We start from the raw sequence: 13421 nt of genomic DNA, 5'->3' as shown, positions 1-13421 counted from the left end.
CCCTGTGCCGCTTCCCCCTCACGTTGCCGATCTCACCAGCATCGACCTGCTGCTGTCGGTCGCCGAGCTCGGCAGCATCGGGCGAGCGGGTAGAGCTCACGGCATGTCGCAGCCGGCGGCCAGTGCGCGCATCCGTGCGCTGGAGAGACGCGTCGGCGCTCCGCTGCTGCGGCGCGGAGCGCGAGGAACGGTACTGACCGACCTCGGTGAGCTCGTCGCGAGCTGGGCCGCGCCGGTCGTTCGGTCCGCCGAGGACTTGGCGACGGCGATCGCCACGTTGCACGCCGAACGCATCGGCCATGTGCAGATCGCCGCGAGTCAGACTGTCGCAGAGTATCTTCTGCCGCGCTGGCTGGTCACGCTGCACACGCTCGTCCCGCACATCGTTCCGACGCTGAGTTCGGGTAACTCGACGGTGGTCGCCGAGAAGGTGCTCGCGGGTGCTGCCGACCTCGGCTTCATCGAAAGTCCCGATGTGCCTGCAGCTCTGGACCACCGGACAGTGGCCACCGACGAGCTGGTGCTCGTGGTGGCACCGGATCACTCCTGGGCATCCACTCCGCCGTCGGCCACCGAGATCGTCGCCACCGCACTGGTGACGCGGGAGGCGGGGTCGGGAACGCGCTCGGCCTACGAAAGCGCCGTGGCTGCAGCGGGTCTCGGACAGCCGATGTCGCCGCTCCTCGAGGTCTCCTCGACGACGGCGATCAAGTCCGCTGTCGGGGCAGGCATCGGTGGGGCCGTACTGAGCTCACTGGCCGTCGCCCCCGAGCTGGCCGCGGGAACCCTGGTCCGCGTACCGATCCCAGGATTGACTCTGCGTCGTGAGTTGCGGGCGATCTGGCCGTCCGGTCGCGCGCCGAGTGGACCGGCCGCGGAGTTGCTCACAGTGGCGGCGAAGACTCGACTTCAGCCATAACCCTGGGTTATGGCTGGTGGACGAACTGACGCCTACCGGCCGGGCACGGTGCCGCGCAGGCTGAAGACATGACCGTGACCGACCACGCCGCCATCTCGACCGAGCACCTTTCGCACCGCCGACCCTTCGAGCACATCACCCCCAACTGGTTCGCCGCGGTGATGGGGACCGGCATCGTGGCCACCGCGGCCGCGACGTTGCCGGTGCAGTTCCCGGCTCTGCACGTCTTCGCGGTCGCTGTCTGGGCCTGTGCCGCCGCGGCGCTGCTCGTGATCGGTGTGGCCTTCGCGATGCACTGGACCGGACACCGCGACCGGGCCGTCGCCTACGCCCGGCACCCGGTGATGGTGCAGTTCTACGGCGCTCCGCCCATGGCGATGCTCACCGTCGGCGCGGGCACAGGTCTGCTCGGAGCGGATCTGCTCGGACCGACCGCGGCCACCACGCTGTTCGCCGGCCTGTGGATCGCTGGGACGATCGCCGGTCTGCTCACCAGCGTCGTCGTTCCGTTTCGGATGATCACCGCGTCCGATCATCGCGACGTCGCAGCCCTGCCCGCGTGGCTGATGCCCGTCGTCCCGCCGATGGTGTCGGCGTCGACCGGGGCGTTGCTGCTTCCGCACCTACCCGAAGGCCAGTGGCAGCTGGCGCTGCTGTGCGCCTGCTACGCGATGTTCGGGCTGTCGCTGATCGTCGGGATGATCACGCTGACTCTGATCTACGGACGTCTGCTGCACGGCGGTCTGCCGCCCGTCGACGCGGCTCCCACCGTGTGGATCACGTTGGGGTTGATCGGTCAGTCGATCACGGCGGCCAACCTGCTGGGCACCGACGCATCGATGGTGTTCACCGGCGCACAGTCGTCGATCGCCGTCGGGCTACACGTGTTCGGCATCGGCTACGGGTTGGTCATGGGCGGCTTCGGAATGCTGATGTTCGCGCTCGCGACTGCTCTGACCGTGCACGCGGCACGCAGAAACTTGGGGTTCTCGCTGACGTGGTGGTCGTTCACGTTCCCCATCGGGACCTGCGTCACCGGAGCGACTGCACTGGGTCATGCGCTGAACTTCGGTGCGGTGCAGGCTCTGGCCGTTGCCCTGTACGTCCTACTGCTCGCCGCCTGGATCATCGTGGCCACCCGCACTCTTCGCGGCATCCGGCGCGGAGAGTTGCTGCATCCGGGTCACAGGTGAGACAGCACGTTCACCACATTGCCGCCTGCATCGCGAAAGAAGAATCGGCGGACGCCCCACTCCTCGTTGCTGATCTCGTAGACGATCTCGAGATCCGCGTCGACGGCAGCTCTATAGGCCGCGTCCACGTCGTCCACCTCCCTTGACCGCGATTCGACTTCAACCCTGTGACCCACGAGACAGGAATATTATTTGCTTAGCGCATGTATGTATATATATGGTTGCAGACAGCAAGTAAATCACCCTCATCGTTGGAGCACTCATGGCAGTTCAATCCACGACAGCGGAGTCGTTGGTCGAAGAGGTATTTCTCTTCGGGCGCACGCTGAAGCGGGCTGTGACCACCGGAGTCGAGGATTCACCCCTACCGCAGGCCCTGACCGGAGTTCTGGCCATCCTGGCGACCGAGGGCGAATGCAGACAGACCGACCTGGCCAGCAGGCTCTGCGTCAGTCAGTCCGCCCTCAGCCGGCAGATCGCAGATCTCGTCGACCTCGGCTACATAGATCGACATCCGGATCCCGACGACAAACGTGCGTCGCGGGTCTGTGTGTCGGACCTCGGTCAGGTTCGACTGAAGCAAATTTGGGACAGACGCGCACGCCGCCTGGCAAAAATGCTCAGCGGCTGGAGCGAGTCCGAGGCACTCGAAGCACTCGACTCGATCCGCAAACTGAACGACACCTTCACCGAAGACGCCCACGCTCAGCACCAGGACGTGGCCCGCATTGAATTGATTGCGAGATAGAACATGACAACATCTGCGGAAACTCCGCCCAATCAGGCAGTCGTCGATCCCGACGCGATGTCGCATCGCCAGATCCTCGAAGCCCTCACCGGCCTGCTGGCCGCGCTGTTCACCGCGCTGTTGAGCACCACCATCGTCTCGACGGCACTGCCCACCATCATCGGTGATCTCAAGGGTTCGCAGACCGCGTACGCCTGGGTCATCACCACGGCCCTGCTGGCCAATGCCGCGTCCACTCCCATCTGGGGCAAGCTCGCCGACCTGTTCAACAAGAAGGTGCTGGTCCAGAGCGCGATCGTCATCTTCGTCGCGGGCTCTCTGATCGCCGGCTTCGCACACAACGTGCCGGTCCTGCTGGCCGCACGTGTGGTGCAGGGCATCGGCATGGGTGGTCTGACGGCTCTCGTGATCGCCATCATCGGCACCATCGTCTCGCCGCGTGATCGCGGCCGCTACTCCGGCTACACCGGTGCAGTCATGGCCGTGTCGATGTCCGGTGGCCCGATCCTGGGCGGCGTCATCGTCGACAGCCCCCTCGGCTGGCGCTGGTGCTTCTTCGTCTGCGTGCCGCTGGCAGTTGTCGCTCTCGGCCTGCTGCAGAAGACCCTGCACATCAAGACCGTCCGCAAGGACAACGTCTCCATCGACTGGCTCGGCGCACTCCTGCTCACCGCAGGCGTTTCCGTTCTCCTCGTGTGGGTGTCGTTCGCAGGCAAGGCCGACTACTACGCCTGGCTCTCCCGCGAGACTGCCTACCTGGTGGGCGGCGGAGTTCTGCTGCTGATTCTGACGATCATCGTCGAGGCTCGGCACAAGTCGCCGATCATCCCGCTCAAGATCGTCACCGAGCGCACGACCGGCCTGGCCATCGTCGCCTCCATCGCCGTCGGTGTCGGCCTCTTCGGAGCCACCACCTTCCTCGGCCAGTACTTCCAGACCGCTCGCGGCTACACCCCGACCGAGGCCGGATTGCTGTCCATCCCACTGGTGTTCGGCATGCTCGTCGCCTCCGTCGGCTCCGGTCAGCTCATCACCAAGTTCGGTAAGTGGAAGCCGTTCATCGTCACCGGTTCCATCCTGCTGGTGATCGGATTCCTGCTCCTGGGCACCATCGATCACGCCACCAGCCTGGTGACGGTCGGCATCTTCATCACCATCGTCGGCCTCGGTACCGGCATGCTGATGCAGAATCTCGTTCTCGCAGTGCAGAACACGGTCAGTGTGCAGAACGTCGGTGCGGCATCGTCGACGGTTGCGTTCTTCCGTACCTTCGGCGGCGCGATCGGTGTCTCCGTTCTCGGATCGCTGCTGGCAACCCGGGTGGCCGACAAGTCCGCAGCCGGCCTGGCCCAGCTCGGCGTCGACAGCTCGTCGGGCGGCGGTGGATCACTCGATCTCACCTCACTGCCCGCTCCGGTCCTCGAAGTCGTCCGCACCGCATACGGTGACGCAACCGGTCGCATCTTCATGATCGCCGGCTTCGTCGCGATCGTCACGCTGATCGCAGTCGTCTTCATTCCGAATCGCCCACTGCGCCAGACGATCGACATCGCGTCGGCCCCCGCACAGGGACCGAAGGACGAGCCGCAGGGTCAGCTCGCCGAGATTCCGTCCTTCGGTGCCACTCAGGATTACGTCTCCGCCGAGTACGACACCGATCGTCGCGCCGAGGGTCGGCACGAGGCTCAGCCGGGTCAGCGTCCCTTCGAGGGCCTGAGCACCGATGCTCGTGATCGACTGCTCGCTCTGCTGTTGCCGGAGCCGAAGGACACGTTGGCCGCACTGGACGAGGCCGAGGCCATCCGCGCCGAGGTGATCGAACTGCAGCAGGAACTCGACGCGAAGATGCTCGATTTCGATGCAGTGTGCGAGCGGCTCCGTCGCCTCGGACTCAGTGAGCAGCAGATTGCTCGAGTGTTGGGAGACAACCACATTCCCGACAGCCGCAATCACTACGCACACGCCGGCCTGAACGGACAGAGCGTCAACTAGGCCCAGCGTCGACCAGGCCACGCGTCACGGCAGTTCCCCGCACCCCCACAGGGAGTGCGGGGAATTTTCGTTCTCTATGCTTCGAAGAACGGACCGGCCACCTTCTTTCGGTTCTGCACAGGCGGGAGAATCCTTCGTGACACGTCGTCTCCGGATCTCCGCCGCCGCGCTCCTGGCAGCAACGCTGGTCTGCGCGTCGTGCACATCCGAGGAGCGGCAGCCGACGGCCGGCACCCCCGTCGACGGTGCAACAGGATCTGCTCCCGGTCTCGGATGGTCCCTCACGCCCTCGGACGTCGTTATCGAAGGTGGTCAATTTCGCGATCCCGTCCACGGCAGCGCCACCGATTCGATGGAGTCCGGTTCCATCTCCGACGGGTCGACGGTCGTCACGCTCGTCGGCCGTCTCGACGGCAGAGAGTTCGTCGACGCGACCCTGGTGGGATTGAGCATCGCGGACGGCTCGGTGCTCTGGCGCACCCCCGCAGACGATGTCGTGGGTTGCGGTGAGGAATTCGTCGACGGGCAGATCGTCTGCTACCGCGGCAACACCGGCACGACATCCGAAATCCTCACTGTCGACGCTGAATCCGGGGAGTCCAGTACTCGGGACGCAACCTTTCCGATCACGAGTCTGACCACCGCGGACGGCCACGTGTACGCCTCCCGGGCGGTGCGCGAGGGTGCCAGGGCGACGGTGTCTCGCGGCACGGCGGACGCCCTCGACGCGGACTGGTCGGTGCAGTTCGATTCCACGGCCTCGCCGGGTGCACCGTTCGCGTCCAGGCTGCACACCCAGAACGGAATCGGACTGTTCGACGACGGCCGAGGAGTGTTCGCCTTCGACCTCGACACCGGCGACAACCTGTGGTCCAGAACGATTCCCGACTGCGCTCGTTCGGGCAACGCCGCGCGCGACGGCGCAGTGCGGGTGGTGCGGACCGACTGCTCGGACCCCAACACGATCGTGGGTTCGGAGATCGTCGACACCGACGGAACCGTGCTCGCTGCAACGGATTCCGTGACCCTGCAGCAGCCGACGTTCGATTCCCCCGCCGAGGAGAGCCCGCTACTGCTCGGGACGGGCGGCTATCGGCCGTCGAATCCCGAACCCGTGTGGACCGACGAGAGTCTGGCCTGGGCTGTTCCGTCGGACATCACCGCCCCCGCCGCGGCATTCCTGTCCACGCACGGACTGGCCTACGCCATCACGGGTTCGGTGGCACTGCTGCGCAACAACGACACCGCCACCGAATCCGCGCTCGACCTCGACACCGGGAACACGCTGTGGAGTCGCGAATCGGGAACCTTCGCGGAGGTCGGCGCGCTCGACGGTGACGTGGCCACGCTGTTCGGACCGGAAGTGCTGCGCGGAATCGACGTCAGAACCGGATCCACCGTGTGGGACATACCCGTTGCGACGTTCGACGACGAGGGAATCGATCGGCAGTCGTGGCCGATGTTCGATCGAGTCGAAGCCGACTCGATCTACACCGACTCGATCTACACCAGGGCACTGAGCATCTCGGTCCTACGAGCGAGATAGCCCCTCCCCCGTCGCCGACGTTGCTTACCGACCCGGTATGTACTTGAGCGCCTTGACGAAGGGCGGCATGATCTTTGCCCACAGCTTCGGCGGAAGTCCGCGCGGCCCACCGAGATTGAGCAGACGCGTCGTCGCGATGGTCTGCGACTCCGTGTACTTGAGCAGGCCCTCGGTACCGTGCCTGCGTCCGACACCGGACACGCCCATGCCGCCCATCGGAGCGCCGGTGGTGCCCCACGTCGGTGCGTAGCCCTCGTCGACGTTGACGGTGCCCGAATGCAGCCGTGCTGCAATGGCTTCGCCCTGCGCCTTGGTCTTGGCCCACACACTGGCGTTGAGTCCGTACTCGGTGTCGTTGGCCTTCTCGATGGCCTCGTCGACGTCGGCGACGGGGTAGATCGACACCAGCGGCCCGAAGGTCTCGGTTGCCGCGCATTCCATGTCCTCGGTGACGTTGGCCAGCAGCGTCGGCTCGTAGAACAGCGGGCCGATGTCGGGGCGGGCCTTGCCGCCTGCGACGACGGTCGCGCCCTTGACCTTGGCGTCGTCGACGTGGGCCGAGACGGTCTTGATCTGGTCCTCGGAGATGAGGCTGCCCATCTCGATGCCGAATTCGTAGTCGGCTCCGAGGCTCATGTTGCGCACCCGCTGACCGAACTTCTCGGTGAACTCCGCGGCGATCGACTTCTCGACGTAGATACGTTCGATGGAGATACAGAGCTGGCCGGAGTTGGAGAAGCAGGCCCGCACGGCCGCGTCGGACACTTCCCTGAGGTTGGCACCCTTGGCGACGATCATCGCGTTCTTGCCGCCGAGCTCGGCGGAGAATCCGATGAGTCGACGCCCGGCCTGCTCGGCCAGGAGCTGACCGGTGGCGGTGGAGCCGGTGAACATGACGTACTCGGTGTTCTCGACGATGGCTGTTCCCACCACCGAACCCGGGCCGGGAACCACGGCGAACAGGTCACGGGGCAGACCTGCCTTGTAGAGCAGTTCGACGCAGGCGAGCGCGCAGTAGGGCGTCTGGCTGTCCGGCTTGAGCACGACGCCGTTGCCTGCCAGCAGTGCCGGGATGGCGTCGGACACCGCGAGGGTCATCGGGTAGTTCCACGGGGAGATGATTCCGACGACGCCCTTGGGCTGGTACCGGATCCGGGTCTTGGTCAGCACGGGCAGCATGCCGGTGACCTTCTTCGGGGCCAGCAGCTTCGCGGCGGTGCGCGCGTAGTGCCGCGCGGTCATCGAGATGTCGAGAACCTCTTCGAGGGCAGCGGCGCGGGACTTGCCCGTCTCGGCCTGCGCCATGTCCATCAGCTCGTCGCGGTGGGCGAGCACCAGGTCGCGGTAGCGGTGGAAGATCTCGGCGCGCTCGGACACGGGGCGCTTGGCCCATGCCACCTGAGCTGAGCGAACGCGGGCGATCGCGGCGGTCGCGTCGGCGGCGGTGCCGACCGGGATGGTCGCCAGCTCCTTGCCGGTGAACACCTCGGTGATGGTCTTCGTCGGCCGCGATTCGGCGTCGGGGATGGCGATGAGATCGGCGAGCCGGGAGAAGGTCGAGGCGGACGGTGCTGGCATGGACGTGTCCCTACTGGTGAGTAGTGTTCTGAGTAACAGACAACCTACCTGCTCGCTGGCTCAGTTCACAGACCCGAAATCGCGCCACCGTATGGCACGATGGTCCGTGGTCTACCGGACGTCGGGGCGTACGGAGCAACAGGGTGGGAAACACATGCGCAAGGCACTCGTTCTGGCCGGAGCCGCAGCATTGATGCTGTCGTTCGTAGGGCCGGCCCAGGCCGATCCTCTGCAGGATTTCATCGCTCCGCCGAGCGATCCGGATGCGTATCTCCCCACCTCTCTCGGTGATCCATGGTTCGATCCGCCGGCCGGATTCGAGAACCTGCAGCCAGGCACGGTGCTGAACCGTCGAGATGTCGCGGTGACTCCCCAGGCGTCGTCCGTGCAGTTGCTCTTTCGCTCGACCGACTCCAAGAACCGACCCATCGCAGCGGCGACGACGGTCCTGACGCCCACCGCGCCCTGGACCGGAGCCGGAAATCGTCCCGTCATCGCGTACAACGAGGCAACGGACTCACTGGGTAATCAGTGCGCGCCGTCGTACACCCTGCCGCGGGGCAACAACAAAGAAGTCGATCAGGTCCGGATTCTGCTCGACCGCGGTTACACGGTGGTCGTCACCGATTACCAGGGTCCTCGGCAGGCCTATTCGGCCGGCCTCGTCTCCGGACACACCGTGCTCGACGGCTTACGCGCATCCCGGAGTGCAGGAGTGGCTGCGGACGCGCCGATCGGCATCACCGGTTACTCCGGCGGTGCCATCGCCTCGGGTTGGGCCGCGCAGTTGGCTCCCGAGTATGCGCCCGAGTTGAACATCGCCGGTGTCGCGTTCGGTGGCCCGCCCACCGACTACAAGATTCTGCAGACCTCATTGAACGGCCAGATCGGTTCCGGTCTGTTCACTGCGGCGACGATCGGGTTGTCCAGGGAGTACCCGGAGATGCGGGAGCTCGCCAACGACAACGGAAAACGACTGGCTTTGGCGCAGAAGGATCAATGCGTCGATGTGTTGTCGTATTCGGGACTGTTGCTGCTGGACCAGCGAAACCTCTCCAACGTGCCCGATGTCTTCGACCACCCGATCACCAAGGCCGTCGTCGAAGAGAACCGGATGGGCCAGACGAAGCCGGACGCACCGATCTACATCTACCAGGGTCTGCAGGACTTCCTCATTCCCAAGGAAGGTGCCGAGGCCGTGCAGGACCAGTGGTGCGCTGCGGGAGCGTCGGTTCGCCTCGAACTGGTTCCCGGGGATCATTCGGTGGCGCAGACCAACGGCCGTCCCGGCGCATACGATTGGCTCGGGCAGCGGCTCGCCGGAGAATCCACCTCCGGTTGCGAACGCGTCATCCGGTAAGCGCTTGACCCTCACGCCACGGGAGGCAGCACAGTGTCCTTCGTGAGTGATTCGTCCGCGAACAGTTCGGTTGACGTCCAGGTCGGCATGCAGGTCGGCGCCGTCGCACGGTTGGTCGGTGTCAGCGTCAGAACGCTGCATCATTACGACGAGATCGCGTTGGTGGTGCCGTCAGGTAGAACCCCGAAGGGCTATCGGACGTACTCGTCGGCCGATGTCGAGCGGCTACACCAGGTGCTGACCTACCGCGAACTCGGGTTTGCGCTCGACGCCATCGCGGCGTTGCTCGACGACCCGGCGGCCGATGCCATGGCGCATCTGCGTCGGCAACGAGAGTTGTTGAACGAGCGGATCGATCACTTGCACGCAATGGCTGCGGCCGTGGACAAGATGATGGAGGCGAAGAAGATGGGTATGCAACTGACTCCCGAGGAGCAGCGCGAGATCTTCGGTGACAACTGGCCCGGCGAGGAGTACGCCGAGGAAGCCGAGCAACGCTGGGGCGAGACCGACGAGTGGAAGCAGTCACAGCAGCGAACGGCGTCGTTCACCAAGGACGATTGGAAGGCCGTCAAGGCCGAAACGGATGTGCTGGAAGCGGATCTCGCGGCCGCGATGCAGCGGGGTGTGTCGCCGGATTCCGCCGAGGCCGGGGTACTGGCCGAACGGCATCGGGCTTCCATCGAGCGGTACTACGACTGCGGTTACGAGATGCAGGTGAACCTCGCGGAGATGTACATCGCAGACGAGCGATTCGCCAAGCACTACAACGACATTGCGTCGGGCTTGGCGCAGTACATTCGCGATGTCATTGTCGCGAACGCCGCTCGTGAGGGCTGACGCGAACCATCGCGGACCGCTCGTGTGCGGTCGATCCACCCCAGACTCCGTGCCTTTCGTCGGAGTCGAGTGCGTGTTGCAGGCAGCGCTCGATCACGGGGCATCGATCGCACACGAGCTTCGCCTGTCGCTCGAGGTTTCGCAGCGAGTATCCCCGTAGACCCAGGGGCGGGTAGAACATCGAGACCGGCATCGAGCGGCAGGCGGCATTCATCTGCCAATCCCAGTGCTCGGAGATCGGTTGCAGTGCTTGCGTTTTCATCGGCAGTGTCCACCTCTTTCGGTTCAGAGATCGAGCAGTCGGCGGGCGTTGCCGGATGTGGCTGCGCGCCAGTCCTCGAGTCCGCCGTTCGCGGCACCGGCGTCGAGTGATCGCAGCTGCTCCTGCACCGCAGCGATCGGCGTGAAGCAGTAGTCGCTGCCGTACACCAGACGATCGGGGCCGACGGTCGACAGCAACGCGGGCAGCTGCCGCGGGACAGGAGTTCCGGCGAGGTCGAACCACAAGCGCTGCAGCACATCCGGCGTGGTCGGGGTCCCCAGGCCCACCTGGGTACGGAAGAAATCGACCCGGTCCGCCAGCAGCGGCAAAACTCCACCGCCGTGAGTGAACACCCAGCGAATGTTCGGGAATCGATCGACCACGCCCAGCAGAATCAGATCGACGACGGTTCGCGCTGTGTCGAAAAGGAACTCGATCATCGGTGCCGGACGCCCGAGCGATACCGCAGCAGCATTCGGCGGTGACGTGGGATGTACGAACACGACCGCCGATCGCGCGTCCAGCGCCGCGAGCAAGGGCGTCAGCACGGCGTTGCCCAGGTACATGCCGCCGGCGTTGGACATCACCGTCACGCCGTCGGCGCCGAGTCGATCGAGCGCTCGGATGGCCTCGGCCGTCGAGTCGACGACGTTCGGCAGCGGTAGCGACGCGAAGAAGCCGAGTCGGGGTTCGCTCGCCACCACCCCGGCGCCGAAATCGTTGACGCGTCGGGCGAGATCGGCGGCCTTGCCGTCGTCGCCGAAATGCACCCCGGGTGACGAGACGGACAGGATCGCGCTGTCGATGCCGCAACCGTCCATCATCTGCAGGTGTTCACCGACCGACCAGCTCGGCCACTTCGGCATACCGTCGGGAAAGACGATGCCCGACGCGATGGCCTCACGTAGGTAGAAGTCGGGAACCATGTGCGAATGGACGTCGATCACTCCACCGGTGCCCGGAGTGGGCGATGCCGATGCGGTCGCAGACGGCAACGTCGAGAGTGCAACTCCGGAGATCGTTGCGGCACCCAGCGCGCCGAGCAGGGTTCTGCGATCGATCATGTCCGAGGAGCCTCTTCCGATGTCCAACAACGGCGTATCAACTGACGTTATCGTCACATATGAGATAAACCGCAGTCAACGGTGACTTGTACCAACTCTTGTGGGACTAGCATTGCGCGATGACCACCGAACGCATGACGCCTACTCCACTGCAGTTTCTGGGCTATTCGTTCGGCCGCACGCTGCCCGAATCCATGCAGGACTGGGTCCGCAAGGATCTCGTGGGTAACGGCGCCCAGGTCCGCTACATCGCCCGATTCACCGTGCCCGTCATCCCGCTACTGCTGCTGTTCCTGCTGATCCCGGGGCCGCTGTGGATGTCCCTGGCGATGATGTCGCTGCTGTTCATCCCGCTGGTGTACTTCTCGATTGCCCTGATGAACGTCTATCGGCGGCATCGTCTGCTGATCCACGGCCTCGACCCGCAGTTGATCAACGCCAAGGCGCAGAGCCGGGCCGACCGCACTCGCGACGACTACGAACGGCGTCACGGCCGAGGCTGACGAGCGAGCGATAGTCTGTGCCGCATGACTTCACCTGTGGAATTCAAGGCAACAGCTGATCTGGCCGACGAGATCGGTCCCGACATCCGCAGCTGCGACACCCAGTTCATCCAGTTCGGCAAGCACACCGAATTCGCGGGCCCCATCACCACCATCCGCTGTTTCCAGGACAATCTCCTGGTCAAGCAGACGCTGAGCGAGCCGGGCAACGGTGGCGTTCTGGTGGTCGACGGCGATGCAAGCGTTCACACCGCACTGGTCGGAGACATCATCGCGGGCCGAGGTGTCACCAACGGATGGGCCGGCATCATCGTCAACGGCGCGGTACGCGACTCGGCGATCCTGCGCACACTCGAGATCGGCGTCAAGGCACTGGGAACGAACCCGCGCAAGAGCACGCAAACCGGATCGGGTGAGAAGAACGTGCCGGTCAGCTTCGGCGGAGTCACCTTCAACCCGGGCGAGATCGTCTACAGCGACCACGACGGCGTCGTCGCGGTCTAGCCCACGAACGGCGGCAGGCCCGGATGCCTGCCGCCGTCTGCTGCTCTTACTTCACGAACGCGAGCAGCGCGTCGTTCACTTCCTGGAAGTGCGTCCACAGCAGTCCGTGCGGTGCGCCGTCGACCTCGACGTACGTCGCCTCCGGGAACACCTTGTGGAACTGACGGCCGGTGGAATCGATCGGCAGGATGTTGTCGGCCGTGCCGTGCAGGATCAGCGTCGGCTTGCCCGATTCGCGCACCTTCTCCACATCACCGCGGAAATCTTCGAGCCACGTGGGCACGACGGCATAGGCGGCCACGGGAGCGCTACCGGTCGCGGTGTTCCAGCTCGCACGTACTGCGGCCTCGCTGATGCGAGTCCCGAGGTTCTCGTCGAGGTTGTAGAAGTCCTTGTAGAAGTTCTCGAACCAGGCGAAGCGATCCTCCCGCGCGGCACTGTCGATGCCGTCGAACACCGACTGCGGGACGCCGGTGGGATTGTCCTCGGTCTGCAGCAGGAACGGCTCGAGCGAGGCGAGGAACGCGAACTTCGCGACGCGATCCGTGCCGTACTTCGCCGCGTACCGCGCGAGTTCACCTGTGCCCATGGAGAATCCGACCAGGATGACATCGTTCAGGTCGAGCTCGGTGAGCACCTTGTCCAGGTCCGAGGCAAAGGTGTCGTAGTCGTATCCGACGGTCGGCTTGCTCGACTGGCCGAATCCGCGGCGGTCGTAGGTGATGACGCGGTAGCCGGCGTCGAGTAGCGCCCGTGACTGACGTTCCCAGGAGTTGCCGTCGAGCGGGTAGCCGTGGATGAGCACGACCGGCTGACCGGTGCCGTGATCCTCGTAGTAGACCTCGACGGGGGTGGAGTTCTCGGTTCCGACGGTGATGTACGCCATGATCCTGCCTTCCTGTTGTCCTGCAG

At 65.0% G+C, this 13421-nt stretch carries 13 protein-coding genes and 1 pseudogene; 9 read left to right on the top strand and 5 right to left on the bottom strand.

Annotation, left to right across the window (positions count from 1 at the left end; genetic code table 11):
- The first annotated feature begins 4 nt into the window (after positions 1-4).
- Together ABZ677_RS19540 and ABZ677_RS19535 are read left to right on the top strand one after the other, a co-directional pair.
- Complete coding sequence (locus ABZ677_RS19540; protein WP_037186617.1) at positions 5-919, top strand: LysR family transcriptional regulator; 915 nt, start codon at positions 5-7, stop codon at positions 917-919.
- 68 nt (positions 920-987) lie between these two features.
- Positions 988-2112 (top strand): TDT family transporter, encoded by a 1125-nt coding sequence (locus ABZ677_RS19535; RefSeq protein WP_358372336.1) that lies wholly within the window; start codon positions 988-990, stop codon positions 2110-2112.
- Here ABZ677_RS19535 and ABZ677_RS19530 read toward each other — a convergent pair.
- Positions 2103-2258 (bottom strand): annotated as a pseudogene (locus ABZ677_RS19530) (VOC family protein); the annotation flags it as partial. The gene ABZ677_RS19535 and the pseudogene ABZ677_RS19530 sit on opposite strands and share 10 nt — an antisense overlap.
- A gap of 116 nt (positions 2259-2374) precedes the next feature.
- On the opposite strand from ABZ677_RS19530, the gene ABZ677_RS19525 reads away from it, so the two are divergent.
- The 3 genes from ABZ677_RS19525 (at position 2375) to ABZ677_RS19515 (ending at position 6398) form a co-directional block, all read left to right on the top strand.
- Complete coding sequence (locus ABZ677_RS19525) at positions 2375-2860, top strand: MarR family transcriptional regulator (protein WP_358372333.1); 486 nt, start codon at positions 2375-2377, stop codon at positions 2858-2860.
- Positions 2861-2863: 3 nt separating this feature from the next.
- Positions 2864-4852, top strand: a complete 1989-nt coding sequence (locus tag ABZ677_RS19520; RefSeq protein WP_358372330.1) for an MFS transporter — start codon at positions 2864-2866, stop codon at positions 4850-4852.
- Between the two features lie 136 nt (positions 4853-4988).
- Complete coding sequence (locus ABZ677_RS19515) at positions 4989-6398, top strand: PQQ-binding-like beta-propeller repeat protein (RefSeq protein ID WP_358372327.1); 1410 nt, start codon at positions 4989-4991, stop codon at positions 6396-6398.
- Positions 6399-6422: 24 nt separating this feature from the next.
- On the opposite strand, the gene ABZ677_RS19510 is transcribed toward ABZ677_RS19515, so the two are convergent.
- Entirely contained in the window at positions 6423-8015 is a 1593-nt protein-coding gene (locus ABZ677_RS19510) for a succinic semialdehyde dehydrogenase (RefSeq protein ID WP_255138067.1), read from the bottom strand.
- Positions 8016-8130: 115 nt separating this feature from the next.
- Between ABZ677_RS19510 and ABZ677_RS19505 the strand changes: the two genes are divergently transcribed.
- Together ABZ677_RS19505 and ABZ677_RS19500 are read left to right on the top strand one after the other, a co-directional pair.
- Complete coding sequence (locus ABZ677_RS19505) at positions 8131-9336, top strand: lipase family protein (protein WP_358372324.1); 1206 nt, start codon at positions 8131-8133, stop codon at positions 9334-9336.
- An 87-nt stretch (positions 9337-9423) separates the two neighbouring features.
- A complete protein-coding gene (locus ABZ677_RS19500) occupies positions 9424-10176 on the top strand; it encodes a MerR family transcriptional regulator (RefSeq protein ID WP_358372406.1) in 753 nt (250 codons plus the stop codon).
- Here ABZ677_RS19500 and ABZ677_RS19495 read toward each other — a convergent pair.
- Positions 10145-10390, bottom strand: coding sequence for a WhiB family transcriptional regulator (locus ABZ677_RS19495; protein ID WP_358372403.1), 246 nt, complete (start codon positions 10388-10390; stop codon positions 10145-10147). The two genes, ABZ677_RS19500 and ABZ677_RS19495, sit on opposite strands and share 32 nt — an antisense overlap.
- A gap of 71 nt (positions 10391-10461) precedes the next feature.
- Positions 10462-11502, bottom strand: coding sequence for an amidohydrolase family protein (locus tag ABZ677_RS19490; protein WP_358372321.1), 1041 nt, complete (start codon positions 11500-11502; stop codon positions 10462-10464).
- Positions 11503-11621: 119 nt separating this feature from the next.
- On the opposite strand from ABZ677_RS19490, the gene ABZ677_RS19485 reads away from it, so the two are divergent.
- Positions 11622-12005: a DUF5313 family protein gene (locus ABZ677_RS19485; protein ID WP_358372318.1), complete on the top strand. Its 384-nt coding sequence runs from the start codon at positions 11622-11624 to the stop codon at positions 12003-12005.
- A 24-nt stretch (positions 12006-12029) separates the two neighbouring features.
- Positions 12030-12509, top strand: a complete 480-nt coding sequence (gene rraA / locus ABZ677_RS19480) for a ribonuclease E activity regulator RraA (RefSeq protein WP_358372315.1) — start codon at positions 12030-12032, stop codon at positions 12507-12509.
- A 46-nt stretch (positions 12510-12555) separates the two neighbouring features.
- Here rraA and ABZ677_RS19475 read toward each other — a convergent pair whose 3' ends face one another.
- Positions 12556-13395: an alpha/beta hydrolase gene (locus tag ABZ677_RS19475; RefSeq protein WP_358372401.1), complete on the bottom strand. Its 840-nt coding sequence runs from the start codon at positions 13393-13395 to the stop codon at positions 12556-12558.
- Positions 13396-13421 lie beyond the last annotated feature (26 nt).

The sequence above is a fragment of the Rhodococcus sp. NPDC006774 genome (assembly GCF_040636045.1).
Taxonomy (GTDB): domain Bacteria; phylum Actinomycetota; class Actinomycetes; order Mycobacteriales; family Mycobacteriaceae; genus Rhodococcoides.
The sequence above is the reverse complement of the archived record's forward strand: the minus strand, read 5'-3'. Positions and strand labels throughout refer to the sequence as shown.